Source organism: Mycetocola sp. JXN-3 (assembly GCF_014522285.1).
Classification (GTDB): domain Bacteria; phylum Actinomycetota; class Actinomycetes; order Actinomycetales; family Microbacteriaceae; genus Mycetocola; species Mycetocola saprophilus.
This window is the reverse complement of the sequence record NZ_CP041635.1, coordinates 730,008-750,822: the sequence shown is the minus strand read 5'-3', so window position 1 is coordinate 750,822 and position 20,815 is coordinate 730,008. Positions and strand designations below refer to the sequence as shown.

15 protein-coding genes are annotated in these 20,815 nt (G+C 66.9%); 7 read left to right on the top strand and 8 right to left on the bottom strand.

Annotated features, from left to right (window positions below):
- Positions 1–8: 8 nt before the first annotated feature.
- The 4 genes from C7C57_RS03450 to C7C57_RS03435 all read right to left on the bottom strand — a co-directional run bounded on the left by C7C57_RS03450 (position 9) and on the right by C7C57_RS03435 (position 4,339).
- Positions 9–1,388 carry a hypothetical protein gene (locus C7C57_RS03450; RefSeq protein ID WP_187977592.1) on the bottom strand — a complete coding sequence of 460 codons (1,380 nt, stop codon included), beginning with the start codon at positions 1,386–1,388 and terminating at the stop codon, positions 9–11.
- A 262-nt stretch (positions 1,389–1,650) separates the two neighbouring features.
- Positions 1,651–2,154 carry an HNH endonuclease gene (locus C7C57_RS03445; RefSeq protein ID WP_030148252.1) on the bottom strand — a complete coding sequence of 168 codons (504 nt, stop codon included), beginning with the start codon at positions 2,152–2,154 and terminating at the stop codon, positions 1,651–1,653.
- Between the two features lie 311 nt (positions 2,155–2,465).
- Positions 2,466–3,335: a C40 family peptidase gene (locus tag C7C57_RS03440; protein ID WP_156027488.1), complete on the bottom strand. Its 870-nt coding sequence runs from the start codon at positions 3,333–3,335 to the stop codon at positions 2,466–2,468.
- A gap of 308 nt (positions 3,336–3,643) precedes the next feature.
- Positions 3,644–4,339, bottom strand: coding sequence for a metal-dependent transcriptional regulator (locus tag C7C57_RS03435; protein WP_187977591.1), 696 nt, complete (start codon positions 4,337–4,339; stop codon positions 3,644–3,646).
- A gap of 171 nt (positions 4,340–4,510) precedes the next feature.
- Between C7C57_RS03435 and serC the strand changes: the two genes are divergently transcribed.
- Positions 4,511–5,623 carry a phosphoserine transaminase gene (gene serC / locus C7C57_RS03430; RefSeq protein WP_187977590.1) on the top strand — a complete coding sequence of 371 codons (1,113 nt, stop codon included), beginning with the start codon at positions 4,511–4,513 and terminating at the stop codon, positions 5,621–5,623.
- A 101-nt stretch (positions 5,624–5,724) separates the two neighbouring features.
- Here serC and C7C57_RS03425 read toward each other — a convergent pair whose 3' ends face one another.
- Positions 5,725–6,852: a DUF3027 domain-containing protein gene (locus C7C57_RS03425; protein WP_255505762.1), complete on the bottom strand. Its 1,128-nt coding sequence runs from the start codon at positions 6,850–6,852 to the stop codon at positions 5,725–5,727.
- A 57-nt stretch (positions 6,853–6,909) separates the two neighbouring features.
- Positions 6,910–7,293, bottom strand: coding sequence for a cold-shock protein (locus C7C57_RS03420; RefSeq protein ID WP_030148247.1), 384 nt, complete (start codon positions 7,291–7,293; stop codon positions 6,910–6,912).
- 184 nt (positions 7,294–7,477) lie between these two features.
- Between C7C57_RS03420 and C7C57_RS03415 the strand changes: the two genes are divergently transcribed.
- The 5 genes from C7C57_RS03415 (at position 7,478) to C7C57_RS03395 (ending at position 14,062) form a co-directional block, all read left to right on the top strand.
- Positions 7,478–7,765 carry a hypothetical protein gene (locus C7C57_RS03415; protein ID WP_187977589.1) on the top strand — a complete coding sequence of 96 codons (288 nt, stop codon included), beginning with the start codon at positions 7,478–7,480 and terminating at the stop codon, positions 7,763–7,765.
- Positions 7,766–7,773: 8 nt separating this feature from the next.
- The gene (locus tag C7C57_RS03410) at positions 7,774–9,486 is read left to right on the top strand and encodes a helicase-associated domain-containing protein (RefSeq protein WP_187977588.1); all 1,713 of its coding nucleotides are present in this window, start codon (positions 7,774–7,776) and stop codon (positions 9,484–9,486) included.
- Between the two features lie 143 nt (positions 9,487–9,629).
- A complete protein-coding gene (locus C7C57_RS03405; RefSeq protein ID WP_121687331.1) occupies positions 9,630–11,291 on the top strand; it encodes a DNA repair helicase XPB in 1,662 nt (553 codons plus the stop codon).
- A 149-nt stretch (positions 11,292–11,440) separates the two neighbouring features.
- Positions 11,441–12,130 carry a response regulator transcription factor gene (locus C7C57_RS03400; RefSeq protein WP_030148243.1) on the top strand — a complete coding sequence of 230 codons (690 nt, stop codon included), beginning with the start codon at positions 11,441–11,443 and terminating at the stop codon, positions 12,128–12,130.
- A gap of 12 nt (positions 12,131–12,142) precedes the next feature.
- A complete protein-coding gene (locus C7C57_RS03395) occupies positions 12,143–14,062 on the top strand; it encodes a cell wall metabolism sensor histidine kinase WalK (RefSeq protein ID WP_187977587.1) in 1,920 nt (639 codons plus the stop codon).
- A 132-nt stretch (positions 14,063–14,194) separates the two neighbouring features.
- Here the strand turns inward: C7C57_RS03395 and C7C57_RS03390 are convergent, their stop codons facing one another.
- Positions 14,195–15,796, bottom strand: a complete 1,602-nt coding sequence (locus tag C7C57_RS03390; RefSeq protein WP_187977586.1) for a CdaR family transcriptional regulator — start codon at positions 15,794–15,796, stop codon at positions 14,195–14,197.
- 147 nt (positions 15,797–15,943) lie between these two features.
- Here C7C57_RS03390 and C7C57_RS03385 point away from each other — a divergent pair, with 147 nt between their 5' ends.
- Positions 15,944–19,351, top strand: coding sequence for a proline dehydrogenase family protein (locus C7C57_RS03385; RefSeq protein ID WP_187977585.1), 3,408 nt, complete (start codon positions 15,944–15,946; stop codon positions 19,349–19,351).
- A 119-nt stretch (positions 19,352–19,470) separates the two neighbouring features.
- Here C7C57_RS03385 and C7C57_RS03380 read toward each other — a convergent pair whose 3' ends face one another.
- Complete coding sequence (locus C7C57_RS03380; RefSeq protein ID WP_187977584.1) at positions 19,471–20,682, bottom strand: MFS transporter; 1,212 nt, start codon at positions 20,680–20,682, stop codon at positions 19,471–19,473.
- Between the last annotated feature and the right edge of the window lie 133 nt (positions 20,683–20,815).

The following is a 20,815-nucleotide window of genomic DNA, read 5'->3' as shown; positions in this document are numbered from 1 at the left end:
GGGACGTTCTAGTTGACGATCACCGTGAGCTGTGCCACGGTGCTCTCGACACCATCCAGGATGTGACTCACGATGAGCGTGTTGGGGCCGGTCGGGGCGAGGTTTGAGATGGTGGTCCGCCAGTGCCCATCGGCACCGGTGGTCACCCGAACCTCCGCGCCAATCCCCCGAAGAATCACCACGGTTCCCGGAGCATCCGCTCCCGTGACAACCGCGGTCAGGGTGCCGGAGTCCACCGACTCGATGCTGGCCCAGGAGGTTACCGGACCCGTGGTCTCGTAAATGACCACGGACAGGGCGAGCGGAGCCGAGGTGGAACCGTTCAGCGTCTGCGTCACCGAGATCAGGTTCAGTCCGGTCTTCAGATTCGACAGCGATACCTGCCAGTTTCCGAGGGCATCCACCTGTGCGCTGCGCTGCACGCCATCTACCAGAACGTTGACGGTGGCTCCACGCTCTCCGGTACCACCCACGAGTGCAGTGCGCGCCGAGTTGTCCACCGCCTGCACCGTGGCGGTAAGCGCGCCGGCGGTGATGGTTGCGGTCATCGGAATGCTGTTACCCGATTGCACACCCGAGACAAACTGGCTGGCCGTGATCGTGTTGTCGCCGGTGAGGAGATCCGACACGGTTGCGTTCCAGTTTCCATCGGCTCCGACAACCACATCCGTGGTGATGCCGACCGGGAACTCCAGGCGGATCGTGACACCGGGCTGACCGGTCCCCGAGACTTCGGCGGTTCGCGCATCCTGGTTAACCGAGGTCACCTGTGCGGTAAGTCCGGTGGCGGCCGAAAGCTTGGTGATGTCGAGACCAAACGGGTTACCGTACGGGCTCAGTCGAACCACGGACCAGGGGCTAGGGGCCGCGGTGCCAGGGGGCGTCGGAGCAAACGACAGCCCATCCGACAGGCGATTCGGGATCGCCATAAACCAGCTGTTGTGATATCCCGAGCCCATCGGCCCCTTGACCATGGCCCAGTCCTGGTCGGCGCCACCATTACACAGTTCGGCGGTCACCTGGGCGTTGTTCTTCACCTCAGAACGTGTCACACAGAGCGACCCCAGCAGGCCGGTCCCGGTGATCGGCCCGACGCTCTCCAGCGCGGGGAATGTGAACTGCGGGCTATCTGGAAACACCTGCCCCGGCTTGGACGTATAGGTCTTCCCCTGAACCGGCGTCTGAACGATGCCGAACTTCGAGTAACCGTAATTGCTGGCGGCAACCCACGGGCCGATCAGTCGGCCTCCCGCAGTGGCGGCGGCCCTGCCCTGCGCAGTGGTGACGGCGTCGGACTCCGGCGCGGCGGTTGCGGCCGAAACGGCCACAAAGCTCCCGCCCAGGGCTAGAGCCGCGGCAATCGCGGCGGACAGTGTTTTTTTCAACACGAGAGGCTCCTCATTTTTTGTATTGGTGATTGTCGTCATGCAGTCAGCGGCGATCGACACGAAACCGCGCATCCGGGGCGTGCTCTTTTCGTGGCACCGCCTCGCCGAGACACATCACACACAAATCAATGACATATCTGCATTCAAAATACCGATATGCGTTATCTCGTTTGTGCGGGTGTCGCCAATCGCACCTTGAGGATGCGGATAGAGCAAAAACCGGCCGGACCCCAATGGGTGTCCGGCCGGTTATTATCCACCGCTAGGCGGCGAGGTGACTCTCCAAATATGGTTCCCAGGAGGGGACGGCGCGATCCGCTCCGCGCACGGTCCACGAGGGACCACGCGGGGGCCGCGGGGCGCGGTTGAGGCTCCAGCCCATTTCGCGCGGGGTGCGGTCGGCCTTGAGGTTATTGCAGCGCATGCAGCAGGCCACCAGGTTTTCCCAGCTGCCGGCACCGCCACGCGATCGCGGAATGACATGGTCGATGGTGTTCGCCGAGGCCCCACAGTAGGCACAGCGGAAGTCGTCCCGGCGCAGCACCCCGCGCCGGCTCACCGGCACTCGACGCACCCGCGGCAGACGCACGTAGGTGCCGAGGACGATCACCAGGGGGCGAGCATATTCCGCCTCCGAGGTCCAGACCGGATGCTCGATATCAACCTCGAGCACCGTGGCCTTATTGTTCATGACCAGCACGAGTGCTCGTCTAAACGAGACGATCCCGAGTGGTTCGTATCCCGCGTTCAAAATGAGTGTGCGCATGAGTGGTTCTCCCTCGCGAATGGCCTGGACGGCTTCTAGGTAATTCGACAACAGTCCCGAGCAAGACACGGTTTCCCCGGAAAACAAAAATGGCGCTGTCTTTACGACAGCGCCAAAACTCGGGGTGACTACCCACCCCACTCCGGAAGGTAAACACACTCTCCTGCACACCAGGAACGTCCGTGGGTCGGACTCCGGGTATTCGGATCATGTGCTTCCGCTCCTTACAACGGGTAACGACCTCACCCTAATACAGAAATGGCGCAATTTCCGAAGAAATTGCGCCATTTCCGATGAACAATGCAGGAAGCTTAGCCCGCGATCCGAACGATCGACCAGCTCTTTGCATAGATCGGACCGATCCGCAGCGGAACACCCGGACGCGATGCGTGCAGGATCATGCCGTTACCGGCGTAGAAGCCGATGTGTCCGGCGCTGACCACGAGGTCTCCGGGGACGGCGTCGGCGACGTTGATCTTGGTACCCATGCGACCCTGAGTGTCGGCGTTGTGGGGAAGGGCGATGCCGAACTTGGCGAAGACGTACTTCACAAAACCGGAGCAGTCGAAGCCGGCCGGGGTGGCACCACCGAGAACGTACGGGACACCCTGGTACTTCAGCGCCTCGCTGAAGACGGCCGAGAGGCTGTACGACGGGGTCGGTGCGTTGGAGGCCAGCAGCTGGTCGGCCGAGGGGCCGGTGTACGCGGTCTGGTTGGCGGCGAACGCGGCGCGGCTGGCGGCGGCGGTCGCGGTGCGCTGGGCCTGAGCCTCTGCTTGGGCACGAGCGGTGGCGTTCGCTGCCAGCTCGGCGGAGCTGGTGGCATCGAATCCACCGCGTGCCAGGTCGGCGGTCTCGGCCACGGCCGAGTCCACCGCGAAGCTCTGCGGGTTGCCAGCGGCGGTGTTCCCCGAGGCGGGGTCCTTCTGGCCGGGCAGACCTGCGGCGTATGCGGGGAGGGCAACGGTTCCAAACAGTGCCGGGACGGCCAGGGCCACGGCGAGCGTGGAGCCCCAACGGCGACGCGGGGCGGTCGGCACGTTGGTCTGGACGGTGCGGGTGAGCTGCGGCTCGGGGGCCTGGGCTTCACGTGCGAGTCGGGTCTCTCGACGGCTGAGCGTCTGCGAACGAGCCGCGGTCAATGAGTCTGCGTTCGACTCGTTGTTTCCTGCTTCAGTCAAAGTGACTTCCTCCGGCGCCTCCCGACGGCGACCGTGCGAGGCACGATTTCACCGTTCGTCTACTTCAAGAATACTTGGAGTCTCGATCATGAGGAGACGAACGGGAGAGCGCCTCATGATGGGTCCTGCGGTCTGGGTTTAACCATCGGACTCAACCGACAGTACGCGAGATTGAGACGGTTGTCATCTTCCAGGGGGATATTTCTAACAAATTGGTAACGTCCAACAGTCTTTTTATGTTTTCCCTACAACGCAAAACCCCCGCCACACGGGGTGACGGGGGCTCGGGATCGCCGGAATCGCGCGGATTAGAGCGCTTCGGCGTAAATGTGGGCGGCCACCTCGGTGGGCAGTTCCAGTCCGTCACCGAAACCTTCAACTCGTACCAGAACGTACGAACCTGCGGAGGTGAAGGTTCCGGTCTGGCCGGGCATCACGCCGGCCTGCTTGAGCTGAAGCAGCAGCTCCGGCTCAAACTGCACCGGCTCGCTCAGGCGGCGAATGCGGGCACTCACCGGGGAGGTGGTGTCGGCCACGAGCTGGACCAGACTGGAGACACCCTCGGTGAAGGAGACGGCCTCGGGTCCGCCCAGGTCGGCCAGACCGGGGATCGGGTTGCCGTAGGGCGACTCGGTGGGGTGGTCCAAAACCTCGAGCAGCTTGCGCTCCACCTGCTCGCTCATCACGTGCTCCCAGCGGCAGGCCTCATCGTGCACGAGTTCCCACTCGAGTCCGATGACGTCGCTGAGCAGACGCTCGGCCAGGCGGTGCTTGCGCATGACCTGGACTGCCTTGCGGCGGCCCTCGGTGGTCAGTTCCAGGTGACGATCGCCCGAGACAACCACGAGTCCATCGCGCTCCATCCGGCCAACCGTCTGCGAAACCGTCGGCCCGGAGTGCCCGAGTCGCTCGGAAATACGCGCGCGAAGCGGCACGATGTTCTCTTCTTCGAGATCGAGGATGGTTCGCAGATACATTTCAGTGGTGTCAATGAGATCGGTCATTGGGTCTCCCTACTAGCCCTCGGGGGTCGCACTTAGCTTAGCCGTTCCTTGCTGGGAACATACCGGAGCGCCTCGCCGTGCAACGGTTGTTCCGTGCACTTCTAACCATATCTGTGACGAACGACAACAACATCGCTGACGCACCCCCTTTCTCCGCTCTAGAATCTGGTTATGCCTGAGATTACGATCCCCTCCAACCTCCTGCCCGCCGACGGCCGCTTTGGTTGCGGCCCGTCCAAGATCCGCCCCGAGCAGAGCGCCGCCCTGCTGGCCGCCGGATCCGAACTGCTTGGTACCAGCCACCGGCAGGCACCGGTCAAGAACCTCGTGGGCCGCGTCCGCGACGGTCTCGCCTCGCTCTTCTCGCTGCCCGAGGGCTACGAGATCATCCTCGGCAACGGTGGATCGACCGCATTCTGGGATGCCGCCTCGTTCGGCCTGATCGAGAACCGCGCCCAGCTGCTGAGCTTCGGCGAGTTCGGCTCCAAGTTCGCCGCCGCGGCCGCCGCGCCCTGGCTGCAGACTCCGGATGTACGCACCGCACCGGGCGGGTCGCGCAGCGACTTTGAGGCCGTGGAGGGCGTGGATGTGTACGCCTGGCCGCACAACGAGACCTCGACCGGCGTGTCGGCCCCGGTCACCCGCGTGCACGGCGACGCCGGCGCGCTGACCGTGATCGACGCCACCAGCGCCGCCGGTGGTATCAACTTCGACACCGCTCAGGCCGACGTCTACTACTTCGCCCCGCAGAAGAACTTCGCCTCCGACGGTGGACTGTGGTTCGCCGTGGTCTCCCCCGCCGCGATCGAGCGCATCGAGCGCATCGCCGCATCGGGTCGTTACATCCCCGAGTTCCTCTCGCTGGCCAACGCGGTCACCAACTCGCGCCTGAACCAGACTCTGAACACCCCGGCGCTCAGCACCCTGGTGCTGATGGACAGCCAGGTGCAGTGGATGAACGCCAACGGCGGTCTCGCCTGGGCCGACGCCCGCACCAAGGAGTCCTCGGGCCACCTGTACGAGTGGGCCGAGAAGAACTCCTTCACCACCCCGTTCGTGGCAAACCCCGAGCACCGCTCGCAGGTTGTGGCGACCATCGACTTTGATGACAGCATCGACGCCGCCGCCGTGGCCAAGGTGCTGCGTGCCAACGGGATCGTGGACACCGAGCCCTACCGCAAGCTCGGCCGCAACCAGCTGCGCGTGGCCACCTTCACCGCAATCGATCCCGACGACGTGCGCGCGCTGACCGCGAGCATCGACTACGTGGTGGGCGCCCTCTAGGAGGTCCGTCACAAATAAACGTCCCCCGCATCCAGATGGATGCGGGGGACGTTTATTTGTGGAGAAGATGAGAGGGACGTCGTCTTCCGGCGCGTTGAGGCCTAGCGGAACGAGGCGGGACCCTCGTCGTCCTCGTCTTCGACCAGGTCGCCGTAGATGTCCTCATCGCCGGTGGCGTGGCGCGCGCGGCGATTACGGGAGCGGTTCCGAGTGCGTCCCCGAGAGGAGGACGCTACCGGCTCGGAATCAGCGTCGGATGCGTCGGAACCTCCGGCATCGTCGTGCTCTTCGGCATCGTCGTCCGTGTCGGACGGGTGGTCTTCGTCATCCGAATCGTCTTCTTCGTCATCGTCGTCGTCGGAGACATCGTCATCGTCATCGTCATCGTCCGAGTCGTCCTCGTCATCCAAGTCGTCCTCGTCATCATCCGAGTCCTCGTCATCCGACTCGTGTTCGTCCTGCACCTGGTCGACATCCACGCCGTCGATGTCGCCGCCGTGGACGCGACGGCCGTGCTCGTCGAACTCGTCGTCGTCGTCCTCGTCGTCGTGATCGTCGTCCTCGTCGTGGTCGTCTTCCTCGCCGGACTCCGCGCGCAGCTGCGCCAGCTCGGCCTCGGCCGCCGCGGCGGCGGCCTGGCTCGCACGATACTCGGCCAGGCGCTCGGACCACGGAACCCACTCGGGCGAGAGCAGGGCACCGTCGGCGGGGATCAGGGAGATCTCCAGCACGTTGGGCTCGGCGTCCTCGTCCACGCGGGCGATCGTCACGTTCCAGAACCAACCCGGATATCCGGGCAGTCGATTCTCGAACAGCATCGACAGCACGCGCTCGCCCTCGACCCGGTGACCGATGTGACGTCCCACCTGAGCCTCGGGGATGACCTCCAGCAGCGCGGCCCGCGACACATCCACGGCTACTGCCAAGACCGGATCGGCCTCGAACACCACCGGGGCCTCCTCCGCGCCGTCCTCCTCCGAATCTTCCGCGCTCTCCGAAATCTCGGAGGGTCCCGCCTCCGCGTCGGCGGGCTCGGCCCCATCGGAGGCGTCCTGCGTCGCCGGTGCCTCGGGCTCGGTCGATGCCTCGGTGGCACGCACCGAGGTCAGGGTCTGCGCCAGTTCGACATCCGCCAACCCGGCGTCTGCCCGCTGCGCGGGCACAGTGTCCGTCGTACCGTCGGTGTGCACGTTCGCGTCGTGCTCGAGGTTGTCGGTTTCTGAAGTCACTGGGTGTTCCTTGCTCTTGGGTGCCGCACGATGGCGGAAAACTGGGGTCGCTCGCGCCTAGGCGTCGAGCTCGTCGGCCACCCGGCGCAGCGCCTGGGCGACCAGCTTGGCCTGTGAACCCTCGGGATAGCGGCCCTTGCGCAGGTTGGACCCCACGCCATCGAGAACCTTCACGACGTCCTCGATGATGATCGCCATGTCGTCGGCGTTCTTGCGCTTCATCCGCGCCAGGCTCGGCGGCGCCTCAAGCAGCCGGACCGAGAGCGCCTGCGCTCCACGCTTTCCCGCCGCGATTCCAAACTCCAGCCGGCTGCCGGGCTTGACCGTACTCACGCCCTCGGGCAGCGCCGAAGCGTGCAGGAACACCTCCTGGCCATCATCGCTGGCGATGAAGCCGAAACCCTTGTCATCGTCGTAGAACTTGACCTTGCCGGTGGGCATGGGAAAACCTCGCTGAGTTGCGCGGACCGCCACGGGCGATCCACTGTGTCTGGGTGGGCATCGCTGGACGCCGCCGTGAACGGGTTGTTCACGGCCCCAGCTTACCCGTGATCCCGGTTGTTTTCTGGAATTGGCGGGACCGTGACGTTCGCCTCGGTGCCCCGGTGCGGGTTATCCTTGGGGAGTGACGATCGAAGAGCCCCGCAGCGTGTCCCGTACCGAGCGCGTCCTTGCCTACCTCCTACTGGTGTTTGTGGCGGCGGCGATCATCTCGTTTTTCGCCATCATCATCGGCTCCTCCAACGGGATGACCCCCGAATCCTTTGACACCCCGCTCTGGCGCGTCATCGCGTTTGTGCCGTGGGTGGGCCTGCCGGCGGCGTTCATCATCGTCTTTGTGCTGATCTTTATCGGCAGCCGAGGCCGCGCGGCCGCAAATAAGAAGGCAGTACGCTCCGAAAACGGGAGCTGACTCCCATCGTGCAACCTCGCGTCGCCGACCTCCGACTTCTCGCGGGAGCGCTCTCCGCGCGCACCGAAACCGACCTCGATGTCCTCCTTCGGCTGCGCCGCGTTCCGCCGGCCGCCAAGCTCACCGATTTTTTTGACCTCGCCGAGCTCCTGCTGGCCGAGGACTCGCTCCGCGCGGCGCTCTCCCCCCTGGATCGGGAGCGCATCCGGGCGCTGGCTCACGCGGAGCCCACGGAACTCTCGGCGGCGCTGACCACCGAGCTCTCCGAGCGGGCGCTCCTGGTGGTTCAGGACCAGACCCCCGTGTTTCTCGACACCGTGACCCGGCTGGCCTCGTCGATAAGCACCGCCTCGGCGACCTTTCCCGCCGAGCCGGCCACCGCACACCCCGCCCCCGCCGGACGCCTTGCCCGCGGCGAGCGCGCCCTCAGCGAGCTGGTGATCGGGCTCGGGGATACCCCGGCCCGGGAACTCCTACGCGGCGGCCTGGCCCAACCCGAGCTGCGACGCCTCGGCACCGAATTGGGCCTCGACCCCGAGATCATTCCCGCCCTGATGTCCCTCGCCGCCGATGCCCAGCTGGTCACGCTGACCCGCGATGGCTGGGTCCCCACCGACACCGGTGAAGCCTGGCTTGGGCTCGACACCCCGACCCGGTGGCGGGTTCTCGCCGAGGCGTGGGCCGCCGGATTCCCCGCAGGTATCGCCTCGCTCGCGGTACTCAACGCCCCCTTTGCCACCCTGTTGGATGCAGGGTTCCCCGCCGCGACCGATCCCCTTCGACTGACATTCGCGCAGCGCCTCACCAGCGGTGAGATCCTCGGGGTGCTCTCCCACGGGCGCCTCACCATCCCCGGTGTCCGAGTCCTGACCACCCCGGAGGATCTGGCCGAGGCACTGGTCGATGCGTTCCCCGCCCCGATCACCGGCGTCTACCTGCAACACGATCTGAGCATCATCATCCCCGGGACCCTGGCCCCCCACCTGGAACGCACCCTGCGTGGATTCGCCGACCTGGAAAACCGGGCGGAGGCATCAACCTACCGGTTGAGCGATGCCAGCATCATCCGCGGGCTGAGCGCCGGCACCACCGCCGAGGAGATCTCCACCTTCCTCGAGCAGATCTCCCTCACCGGGGTTCCCCAGCCCGTGCGCTATCTGATCGCCCGCGGCGGTGAGCGGTTCGGCTCGCTGATTCTGCGTCCGGATTCCGGACAGAGCAGGCTCACGGTGACCGAGTCGCCCCTCCTCGACCAGATGCTCGTGGATCGCAACCTGTCGGCGCTGGCCCTGCATCGGGACTCGGCGGTCACCGCCCACTCCCGATTCGATCCCGACGTGGTGTTCTGGGCACTCACCGATGCCCGCTACCCGGTCGTGGCTCACACCATCGAGGGCAGCGTGCGACGCCCGCGCCGTCGGGTGGCACCGGTGGCCGTGATCGCCGAAACCGACTATCGTCCGCTGATCGATGTCCTGACCTCCGCCGCCCGGGACACCCCCACCGAAACCGACGCCGCCTGGCTCACGAGACGCCTGGCCACCGCCCTGCGCGCCCGCGAAACCCTGAACATCGCCGTTCATATGCCCGGACACGGTGACTTCACCTTCCTGCTGGAACCCACCGGAATCTCCGGCGGTCGCCTGCGCGGACTGGATAAGGCCGCCGATACCGAGCGCACCTTCCCGATCGCCAACATCACCACGGTCTCCGAGGTCTAGTCGAGACTCCGCGCCGGGCACCTGATCTCGGATGAGGCGAGGTGTCCGGCTCCGGATCCAGGCCGTTCGCCGGGAGCGAGAACCACACCCGTTTGCCATGTCCACCTCCCGAGACTCGGGAAACACGGGTAGACTTGGCGGTTATGTCAGACGGCCCCCTCATCGTTCAAAGCGACCGCACGGTACTCCTCGAAGTCGCCCACCCCCAGGCCGAAGACGCGCGCCACGAGCTCGCGGTCTTCGCCGAACTCGAACGCGCCCCCGAGCACATTCACACCTATCGGATCACCCGCCTCGGGCTCTGGAATGCCCGCGCCGCCGGACACACCGGCGAAGACATGATCGCGACCCTGGAACGCTATTCCAAGTTCGCCATTCCGCCGAGCGTGACCATGGATATCGCCGAAACGGTCTCCCGCTACGGCCGCCTGGTGATCGACCGCAACGAGGAGGGCGAGCTGATCCTGCGCTCCGACGATGCGGCGGTGCTGCGCGAGGTCTCGCACGCCAAGCGCATCCAGCCCCTCCTGGTGGGACACCCGGAGGCCGGGGTATACCTGGTCGAGCCGTGGGCACGCGGCCAGCTCAAGCAGGACCTGGTGAAGCTCGGCTGGCCCGCCGAGGACCTCGCCGGGTACACCCCCGGCACCCCGCATCAGATCGATCTGGCCACCGATGGCTGGGAACTGCGCGGCTACCAGCAGAAGGCGATCGACAACTTCTTCGACGGCGGCTCGGGCGTCGTGGTGCTGCCCTGTGGTGCCGGCAAGACCCTGGTGGGTGCCGGCGCGATGGCCACCGCCAAAACCAACACCCTGATCCTGGTCACCAATACGGTCTCCGCGCGCCAGTGGCGCGATGAGCTGCTGCGCCGGACCAGCCTCACCCCCGAGGAGATCGGCGAGTACTCCGGTGCGACCAAGGAGATCAAGCCGGTCACCATCGCGACCTATCAGATCCTCACCGCCCGCCGAAAGGGCGAGTACGCGCACCTGGCCCTGCTGGACGCGCTGGACTGGGGCCTCGTGGTCTATGACGAGGTGCACCTGCTGCCCGCACCGGTCTTTAAGCTGACCGCCGAGCTGCAGGCCCGCCGCCGCCTGGGCCTTACCGCGACCCTGGTGCGCGAGGACGGGCGCGAGGGCGACGTCTTCAGCCTGATCGGCCCCAAGCGTTTTGACGCCCCCTGGAAGGAGATCGAGGCCCAGGGCTTCATCTCCCCGGCCGCGTGCTTCGAGGTGCGGGTCGACCTGCCCTATGAGGACCGAATGGCCTATGCCGCCGCCGCGGATGAGGAGCGCTACCGCCTGGCGGCCACCGCCGAGGCCAAGCTGCCGATCGTGAACCGCATCCTCAAGAAGCACAAGGGTGAGCGGATCCTGATCATCGGCCAGTACCTCGACCAGATCGATCACATCGCCACCTCGCTCGGGGTTCCCCAGCTCACCGGATCGACCCCGGTGGATGAGCGCGAGCGCCTGTTCCAGGAGTTCCGCGACGGCGTCTCGGACGTGCTGGTGGTCTCCAAGGTTGCCAACTTCTCGGTGGACCTGCCCGAGGCCTCGGTCGCGATCCAGGTGTCCGGGGCGTTTGGATCCCGGCAGGAGGAGGCCCAGCGCCTGGGCCGCCTGCTGCGTCCGAAGTCGGTCAAGAAGACCGCCCACTTCTATACGCTGGTGGCCCGGGACACCCTGGATCAGGACTTTGCGCTGAATCGCCAGCGCTTCCTGGCCGAGCAGGGCTACTCGTATACGATCCTGGACTCGGATTCCCCCGAACTCAGCGACGTCCCCGCCTGGGTATAGCCTCCCCGGGCCTCGTGCCCTCGTCGATTCCTCGGCGGGGGCACGCCCGCGTGTGCGGTGCCCCTGCCGCAGCCGAATCCCGGGTGGGAATCCCCAGACATCCCGACAACGCTCAGACTTCTTTCAGGAACTGTGCAGATACTGGGCACATGACCGGACCCAGAATTCTTATCGTTGATGACGAACCCAACATTCGCGACCTGCTGACCACCAGCCTGCGTTTTGCAGGCTTCGCCGTCCGCGCCGTAGGAAACGGTGCTCAGGCTATCTCCGCCGTCCTGGAGGAGGAGCCCGACCTGATGATCCTCGACGTCATGCTCCCGGATATGAACGGCTTCGGCGTGACCAAGCGTCTCCGTGCCGCCGGGTACACCGCTCCCATCCTCTTCCTCACCGCAAAGGATGACACCGAGGACAAGATCACCGGGCTCACCGTGGGCGGCGACGACTACGTCACCAAGCCCTTCAGCCTCGACGAGATCGTCGCCCGGATCAAGGCGATCCTCCGCCGCACCATGCAGGCCGACGAGGATGCGATCATCCGCACCGGCGAACTCACCATGGATCAGGACACCCACGAGGTCCTCGTCGGAGACACCCCGATCGAACTGAGCCCCACCGAGTTCAAGCTGCTGCGCTACCTCATGCTGAACCCCAACCGGGTTCTCAGCAAGGCACAGATTCTGGACCACGTTTGGGAGTACGATTTTAACGGCGACGCCGGCATCGTGGAGAGCTACATCTCCTACCTGCGGCGCAAGCTCGACCAGTACTCTGCGGAGCCCCTGATCCAGACCAAGCGCGGTTTCGGATATATGCTCAAGACTTCGAAGGTGTAACAGCTCATCTCCATGCACGATTCCCTCAGCGAGTGGTGGCACTCCATCTCGCTGCGTACCAAGATCACCGGGGTCACCGTACTGGTGCTGGCCTTCGGCATTCTCGTGGCGGGAATCGGAACCATGGCGATGCTGCGTCCGGCACTGCAGGGGCAGGTGGATGAGCGGCTCAAGGCCGCGGCCGAGTCGATGGCCACGTTTGGCAAGATCGACCAGTCATCCACCTCCTCCGGCGGCCTGTCGACCACCGCGAACGACTACTACTTCGCGTTCTACTGGCCCGATGATGGCAAGCTCGTGCAGACCAACTGGAGCGATAAGTCGCCCAGCGTGGTGCCCAAGATTCCCGCCAACATTCACCTCCAGGACGCGCTCTCGCGCGGCCGGGCACCCTTCGCGCTGGACAGCGCCAACGGGTCCACCCACTTCCGCGCCGTCCTGATCCCCGTCTGGTACAAGGACGGTCCCGAGGAACAGGGCGTGATGCTCGTAGCCACGAGCACCCGCGAGGCCGAGAACATTATCGCGACCTACCTCACCATCTTCTTTGGGCTGGGCCTTGCGGTGATCCTGTTTGGAGCCGCGCTGACCCGCCTGCTGGTGACCTCGACCTTTACCCCGCTGCGTGAGGTTGAACACACGGCCGCGGCCATCGCCGGGGGCGACTTTAGCCAACGATTGGCGGTCACCACCCCCAATACCGAGGTGGGCAGGCTCAGCCGCTCCCTCAATACGATGCTGGATCGCATCGACCAGGCCTTCTCCGATCGCGCCAAAACCATCGGCCAGATGCGCCGATTTGTGGGCGATGCGAGCCACGAGCTGCGCACCCCGCTGGTGACCGTGCGCGGGTATGCCGAGCTGTATCGGATGGGGGCGCTGCAGTCCTCCGAGGATGTCAGCCAGGCGATGGAGCGCATCGAGAAGGAGGCCATCCGCATGGGTGGCCTGGTGGAGGACCTGCTGGAACTCGCCCGCCTGGATGAAACCAAGCCGCTGAACCTCGGCCGTCTGGACCTCTCGGCGCTGGCTCGCGACGCGGTCATGGATGCCCGCGCGGCCGATCAGGGACGTACGGTGACCCTCGTGGTTGACGAGTATGTTCCGGTGAGCCCCGTCCCGCTGCCCGCCGAGGCGTATCCAACCGCGACTCCGCCGCGTCCCGCGCTCCCCGCGGGTGCGACACCTCGACCCGGCGCGGCTGCTACCTCCCAAACCGGCGAGATTCTGCCGGGCGGCGAACCCGCACTCACCCGTCCGCCGCTCGATGAAACCGCGATCCCGCAGGTGGACCCCACCCGGGTCATCGACCTGCCGACGACCGAGGTGCCCACCACCACGGGCAGGGTGCGCACCGGGACCGGTCCGCTCTCGCGGGTGCGCGGCGACGGCTCGGGTCCGTTCACCTCCCCCACCTCCCTGGTTTCCCGGCTGCGTGCGCGTCGTCCGCGCCGAAACACCGGACCGGTCGCCACCGAGGTGCCCGAATCGCCGGTACCCGCGGCGTCCTCGGTGCCCACCCTGGACACCCCGGCGATCGTGCTGGCCGAGGAGAATAAGATCCGCCAGGTGGTCACCAACCTGATGGGCAACGCGCTGCGCTTCACCGACACCAGCTCACCGATCGAGATCGGCGTCTCGGCCAACCCGGAGACCCGGCGAGCATCGATCGCGATCATCGATCACGGTGATGGAATCCCCGAGCAGCTGCGCGAGAAGATCTTCCAGCGCTTCTGGCGTGCCGACACCTCGCGCACCCGCGAGACCGGCGGCAGCGGCCTGGGCCTGGCGATCGTCGCCTCGATCATCGGCGCGCATCACGGCACGGTCACCGTCTCGGAGACCCCCGGCGGCGGCGCGACGTTCCGCGTCGAACTGCCGCTGCTGACCGAGGCTCCGCCCGCGCCGCAGGATCCCGCACTCACCGAGTAGGTTCGGGACGCCGGGGGAATCGGGAATCACACACGTGTCCCGCACCATTGTCGAGTCCCGTACCCGCAGACCGGCATCGGCGGCTCATTGCCCGTGCAATGCGTTCACAAGCTCGCAGGGAGCTACTACCGGCTAGCGCGCCTCGTCGTCGGCGGCGGGTAGGCGCAGCAGGAGCGCGGTCATCAGCCGCGTTGCCGCATCGGCCAGGTCGAGACCGCTCATCTGCTGCGCCCGGGTGAGCCGATAGCGCAGCGTATTGGGATGGATCCCCAGGCGCTTGGCCGCATAGCGGACATCCGAAAACGCGTCCAGGTACGCGCGGATGCTGGGGATCAGGGCTCCGTCGTGGGTCGCGTCATGTGCGCGCAGCGCCTCCAATCGCGGATCGCGCAGGTCCGGACGCGCGGCAAGCCAGCCGGTCACCTCGCCCAGCAGCACGTCCGAGCGCAGGCCCGAACGGGTCACCACCGCCGGGAAGCGTTCGGGGTCGCGCGCGACGGTATCCAGCAGATGATCCACGCTCAGCCGCGCCTCGGGCAGGGTCGCAAACCCGCCTTCGGCCTCGGCAATGCCCGCGTGCAACGCACCGGGCAGGCGCGTGCGCACGCTGTTCAGGGCGGCTTCGGTCCACTCGGTCAGGCGGTCGGGGTCTGTTCCGGTGATGATCGCGTACAGCCTGCCGCGATGGGTGCCCACCACGATCCGGCGGCGATCGCTCGAGGCCGAGAGTCGCAGGTATCCGGTCAGCGTGGCCACCGCGGTTTCGTCCAGGCCCTCGGCGGTGTCGGGGGCGAACCCGATCACCGCGAGAAACTCGCCGCCGCGCGGATCCAGCAGGCTCGCCAGCGCATAGCGGTCGGTCACCGTGGGCTCGGTGCCGGGGGTGCCCAGGCCGAGACCCTCGCGCACCAGGCGCTCCTCCATCCCGGGTCCGCCGGGTCGTCCACGCAGGCCGCGCACGGCGAGCCGGGCGGCGCCGGGCAGCAGTTCCGGGGCATCGGCGGCGAAGGGTCCGATCCCGCGCTGAATCCAGAGCGTGCCGAGGAATTCGCCGCCGTCGTGGATGCCCACGGCCAGGCGTTCCTGCCGCAGCCCATCGACGGTCGCCGGGACCCGCACCACGGTGTCCTCCCGCGCCAGCGCGCTCAGCACACCCTCGTCGCTCAGCCGCCGCATCTGGGCGGCGGGACCACGCCGTCCGAGAATCGAGGAGATCCGCAGCTCATCCGCCCCGGCCACCGCCCGCGAATAGGCCAGCACCTCGCCGCCGGGTCCCTCGATGCTCACCAGCCCGCGCACCTGGGCGGCCACCGATTCGGCCAGCGCGAACAGGTCGCCGGCGTCCTCACCGCGGGCGGGATCCGGCAGCACCGTGTGCCCGAGGACCCGCTGCACCAGACCGGCCAGCTGATCCCAGCCGGCATCGGGGTGCACCCGCACCAGGTGGACGCCACTTTCCTGGGCGGCCTCGATCGCCGCGGCGGGCTCCCCCGTGAGCTTCACAAAGAGCACGCTGCCCTCAGGGGCGAACGGTACCAGAGCCGGAAGACCCGCGTCCCGGACGCCAATCAGGAGCAGCACATCGGCATCGGGGACGCTGCGGGTCCGCAGCTCGTCCGCCTCGATCACCGCACTCGTGCGCAGCCTGACCGAGGTTTTGCCCGCGGTGATCAGCCGGGCCAGCGGCGCGCCGATCGTGTGCAGCAGGGTGCGCAGTTCCACTTCGCCGGTCATGACCATCACTCGCCTCACTGATTGTTCAAAAGTCCTAGAGATAGCCTAAAGCCTCATTCAGTTGGCCAAGTAATTTGCGTGAGTTCGGGCGTAGATTGGCAGGGCCTCCCGCCCCGGGCGGCGTTCGACCCCGTCGTCAGGAACATCATGACCACAGAACTTCCCACCGTGCCCGGCGAGGACGCCGTCGCCCTGGTGCGCCGCTGGCTCACCGAGAGCAAGGATCACGCCCCGAGCCGTTCGGCGACCCTGCTGGCCGAAACCCTGCGCGATCCCGCCGGTCTCGACTTCACCCTGGGCTTTGTGGACCGGGTCATCCGCCCCGAGGACCTCGGTGTCGCCGCCAAGAACCTGCGTGCCCTGGCCGGGAACACCCCGCGATTCCTGCCCGCCTACATGCGCGGCGCCGTGCGGCTGGGTGGTGCGTTTGCGCCGATCCTGCCCGGGATCGTGGTCCCGATTGCCCGCCGCGTGCTGCGCGGGATGGTCAGCCACCTGATTCTTGACGCCCGTCCGACACAGCTCGGTCGCGGCATCAGCCACCTCTCCGCCGCCGGCCACCGGCTGAACATCAACCTGCTCGGCGAGGCGGTGCTCGGTGATGCCGAGGCTAACCGCCGCCTGGCCGGAACCCGCGAGCTGCTGGCGCGCCCCGATGTGGACTACGTGTCGATCAAGGTGTCCTCGGTGGTCAACGAGCTGAGCCTCTGGGACTACGACAACACCGTGACCAAGGTCGTGGACCGCCTGGTGCCGCTGTACCAGCTGGCCGCAAACTCCCCCTCCCCCAAGTTCATCAACCTGGACATGGAGGAGTACCACGACCTCCACCTGACCATCGATGTCCTCAAGGCGATCCTCGACCGCCCCGAGTTCCTGACCCTTGAGGCCGGCATCGTGCTGCAGGCCTACCTGCCCGATGCGCTGGGCGCGATCCAGGAGCTCACCGAGTGGTCCCAGGCACGTCGGGCCCGCGGCGGCGCCGGCATCAAGGTGCGCGTGGTGAAGGGTGCCAACCTGGCAATGGAGACCGTCTCGGCCACCACCCACGGCTGGGAGCTCGCGACCTACGGCACCAAGCAGGACTCCGACACCAACTACAAGCGTGTGCTCGACTGGGCCCTGCGTCCCGAGCACACCGACGCCGTCCGCCTGGGGATCGCCGGCCACAACCTGTTCGACATCGCGCACGCACACCTGCTGGCCGAGGCCCGTGGGGTCTCCAACCGGGTCGAGTTCGAGATGCTGCTCGGCATGGCCGAGGGTCAGGCCGCCGCGATCTCCAAGGATGTCGGCTCGCTGCTGCTCTACACCCCGGTTGTCGCCCCCGAAAACTTCGATGCCGCGATCTCCTATCTGGTGCGCCGGCTCGAGGAAAACGCCAGCCCGCAGAACTTCATGTCCGCGGTGTTTGAGCTGACCAAGGATCCCTCGCTGTTCGACCGCGAGAAGAACCGCTTCCTGGCCTCGTTGGCCGCGGTGGATGCGACCGTCCCCGGTGCCAACCGCACCCAGTCGCGCCTGACCGAGGTGCCCGCGACCCCCGCCGCGGCCTTCGCCAATACCCCGGATACCGACTCCTCGCTGCCCGATAACATCCGCTGGGCGCACCGGATCGCCGCCCGCATCCCCACCTCCGAGCTGGGACTGGCCGGGATCGCCGCGGCCGCCGTCCACACCGGCGACGAGGTCGAGGCGCTGATTGCCGGTGCCCGCGCCGCCCAGCCCGCCTGGCACGGTGCCGGATCCGCCGAGCGCGCCCGCGTGCTGCGCGAGGTGGCCCGCAACCTGTCGGCCCACCGCGGTGAGCTGATCGAGGTGGCCGCCGTGGAGACCGGAAAGAGCCTGGACCAGGCCGATCCCGAGGTATCCGAGGCCATCGACTTTGCCGTGTACTACGCCGAGCGTGCCGAGGACCTTGACCGTATCCAGGGTGCCGACTTCACCCCGGCGACCCTGACCGTGGTTGCCCCGCCGTGGAACTTCCCGGTCGCGATCCCGACCGGTTCGGTGCTCGCCGCGCTGGCCGCCGGATCCGCCGTGATCCTCAAGCCCGCCCCACAGGCCCGTCGCTGCGCCGCGGTCATCGCCGAACTCCTCTGGGAGGCCGGGGTGCCGCGCGAGGTGCTGATCCTCGCCGATGTGGCCGAGGGTGACCTCGGCAAGCAGCTGATTGCGCACCCGAACGTGGACCGCGTGATCCTCACCGGTGCGTTTGAGACCGCCGAGCTGTTCCGCTCCTGGCGACAGGACCTCCCGCTGCTCGCCGAGACCTCGGGCAAGAACTCGATCATCGTGACCCCGAGCGCCGACATCGACCTGGCCGTGGCCGACGTGGTCTACTCGGCCTTCGGACACGCCGGACAGAAGTGCTCGGCCGCGAGCCTGGTGATCCTGGTGGGCGAGATGGGACGCTCCGAGCGCTTCATCAACCAGCTCAAGGACGCCACCTCGAGCCTGCGCGTGGACCTGCCCACGAACCTCGCCGCCCAGGTGGGACCGATCATCGAGCCCGCCGCCGGCAAGCTTGCCTGGGCCCTGAACGAACTGGCACCGGGCGAGACCTGGGCCGTGACCCCGAAGAAGCTCGACGACGAGGGCCAGCTGTACTCCCCCGGCGTGCGCCTCGGCGTGGCCGAGGGTAGCCGCTTCCACACCACCGAGTTCTTCGGACCGGTGCTCGGCGTGATGACCGTCCCCACCTTGGAAGACGCAATCCGCGTGCAGAACGGCACCGCCTACGGCCTGACCGCCGGGCTCCACTCGCTGGATGCCGCCGAACTCAAGGTGTGGCTGGACGGCGTGCAGGCCGGAAACCTGTATGTGAACCGCGGCATCACCGGGGCCATCGTGCGCCGTCAGCCCTTCGGCGGTTGGAAGCGTTCGGCCATCGGTGCCGGGGCCAAGGCCGGTGGACCCAACTACCTGTTCGGTCTGGGTTCGTTTGCCCCCGCCGCCGTGTCCGTGGTTCCGCAGACCGGACCGGACGCGCGGGTGCGCGGCATCATCAACGCCGCCAGCGACATCGACACCGAGACCCTGCTGCGTGCCGCCGCCCTCGACCAGGCCGCCTGGGACACCGAGTTTGGGATCGCCGCGGATGTGTCGGACCTGGGCCTGGAGCGTAACCTGTTCCGCTACCTGCCCGCCCACACCGGCGTGCGGATCGCCGAGAACGCGAACCTGACCGACGCCGTGCGTGTGCTGATCGCCGCGGTTCGCGCCGGAGGCAGCGTCCCGGTGAGCACCGGAATCGCCCTGCCGGGAACGCTGGAGTCGGCGCTGCGCGCCTCGGGTCTGACGGTCACGAACCAGAACGATGCCGAGTGGCTGGCCACCCTGCCCACCACCGACCTGGCCCGCATCCGCGTGGTCGGCTCGAGCACCGGCGACGAGTACGCCGCCGCCGGTGGACGCCCCGAGCTGGCCTTCTACCGTGACCCGGTCACCGAGGCCGGCCGGATCGAGCTGCTGCCGTTCCTGCACGAGCAGGCCATCTCGATCACCGCACACCGCTTCGGCAACCACGACGCCTGGTCCGAGGCAGCAATCTAACCGCCCTCCCCAGGCAAGCCACCGCCCCCGGAACCGTCCTCGGTCCCGGGGGCGGTTCCGTTTCCCGCGGCCGTGGTATCCGTCCCACCCGGCATTTCGCCGAGCGCCGGAGCCTACCCCTATTCGGGAACCGCTTTTCGGGGTGCTCCGAAGCGCAGGACGCCGATCAGAACCAGCGTGACACTGGCCAGTGCGCCGGAAGCCCAGGCGAGTGTCCCGTATGACCAGACCGCCGTCAGGGTGCCCGCGATGATGCTGGCACAACCGCCGGAGACGTTCATGGTGAGATCCATCAGACCCTGTAACCGTCCACGCTCCCAGGGTGGAATGCTCTCGGAGACAAGCACCGAGCCCGCCACGATACTCATTGACCATCCAAATCCCAGCAGGGTAAGCCCCGTCGTAAACATCCAAGACGCTCCCGAATGGGACAGCGCGAGCACGACGGCCGCGGTGCCGGAGAGCACAAGCCCGCAGAGCCCCACGAACCGCGCGCCTCGCCACCGGGCAAGCAGTCCAAAAACCGGGCTCAGGACGTACATCGCGACCAGATGGGCGCTCATCATCATCCCCACCAGGCCGGCCGGGGTATCCACCATTACCAGGTGCACGGGGGCCATCCCCATGAGGGCAATCATCACCGAGTGCGAGACCAGCGTGAGGACCAGGGCAAAGATCGCCGCGGGGTGGCGACGCAACACCGTCGGAAGATTTCGTCGCACCACCCCGGGTCTACGCCCATCCGCTCCGATGGCTCCGGCTGGTGCCCAGAGGAATGAAATACTGGCCGCCAGAGCGTAGAGGACCAGCAACACGATAAAGGGCGGTGCCATTTTGGTCCCGCCCGTCATGCTCATTAGGTTCGGGCCAATCAGCGATCCACACGTCCCCGCCCAGAGAATCAGGCTGATCGCCAGGGGCAGGTGGATGGGATCGGTAACCGCGTCGGCCGCGGCAAAGCGGGTCGCTAAAGCGCCCACGGTACCTCCCCCGATAAGGACCAGGGCAATCAGGAACAGGGGCCAGGACTCGGCCGTGATTGCCAGTACCGTGCCCATAGCTCCGAGCGCGGCCAGGGAAAACGCGGTACCGAGGGCGGTGCGTCGCCCCCGACGCCGCGAGAGCGCGGCGATGGGGAGGGTGAGGAGACTCGCTCCGAGAATCATCGCCGTCTGCGACAGACCGGCAATCTGCTCGGACCGGGACAACTGATACGCAACCGGCGTCACCACGGTGAGTGCCAAACCGGCAGCGGTGGAGGCAAGAACCTGGGTGGCACCGAGTGCCAGCAACGCGGGGGCAAACTCGGTAGATACTCGGCGACGACGCATGGCGATGGGCTCCCTTGAGTTCAGGGACCAGCGTGTACGTCCAAGCTGGCTATCGTCTCGACGCCCGGAAGCCCGGGCACGCTAGCCGCAGATTATTGGTCCCGGATCGGCCGGGTTTACCCGTGGTGCTTGC

Excerpts from the sequence above, each read along its gene's own strand:
- C7C57_RS03445 (WP_030148252.1), bottom strand. The coding sequence starts at position 2,154 with ATGCGCACACTCATTTTGAACGCGGGATACGAACCACTCGGGATCGTC.
- C7C57_RS03385 (WP_187977585.1), top strand. The coding sequence starts at position 15,944 with ATGACCACAGAACTTCCCACCGTGCCCGGCGAGGACGCCGTCGCCCTG.
- C7C57_RS03405 (WP_121687331.1), top strand. The coding sequence starts at position 9,630 with ATGTCAGACGGCCCCCTCATCGTTCAAAGCGACCGCACGGTACTCCTC.
- serC (WP_187977590.1), top strand. The coding sequence starts at position 4,511 with ATGCCTGAGATTACGATCCCCTCCAACCTCCTGCCCGCCGACGGCCGC.
- C7C57_RS03435 (WP_187977591.1), bottom strand. The coding sequence starts at position 4,339 with ATGACCGATCTCATTGACACCACTGAAATGTATCTGCGAACCATCCTC.
- C7C57_RS03420 (WP_030148247.1), bottom strand. The coding sequence starts at position 7,293 with ATGCCCACCGGCAAGGTCAAGTTCTACGACGATGACAAGGGTTTCGGC.
- C7C57_RS03390 (WP_187977586.1), bottom strand. The coding sequence starts at position 15,796 with ATGACCGGCGAAGTGGAACTGCGCACCCTGCTGCACACGATCGGCGCG.
- C7C57_RS03400 (WP_030148243.1), top strand. The coding sequence starts at position 11,441 with ATGACCGGACCCAGAATTCTTATCGTTGATGACGAACCCAACATTCGC.
- C7C57_RS03395 (WP_187977587.1), top strand. The coding sequence starts at position 12,143 with ATGCACGATTCCCTCAGCGAGTGGTGGCACTCCATCTCGCTGCGTACC.
- C7C57_RS03380 (WP_187977584.1), bottom strand. The coding sequence starts at position 20,682 with ATGCGTCGTCGCCGAGTATCTACCGAGTTTGCCCCCGCGTTGCTGGCA.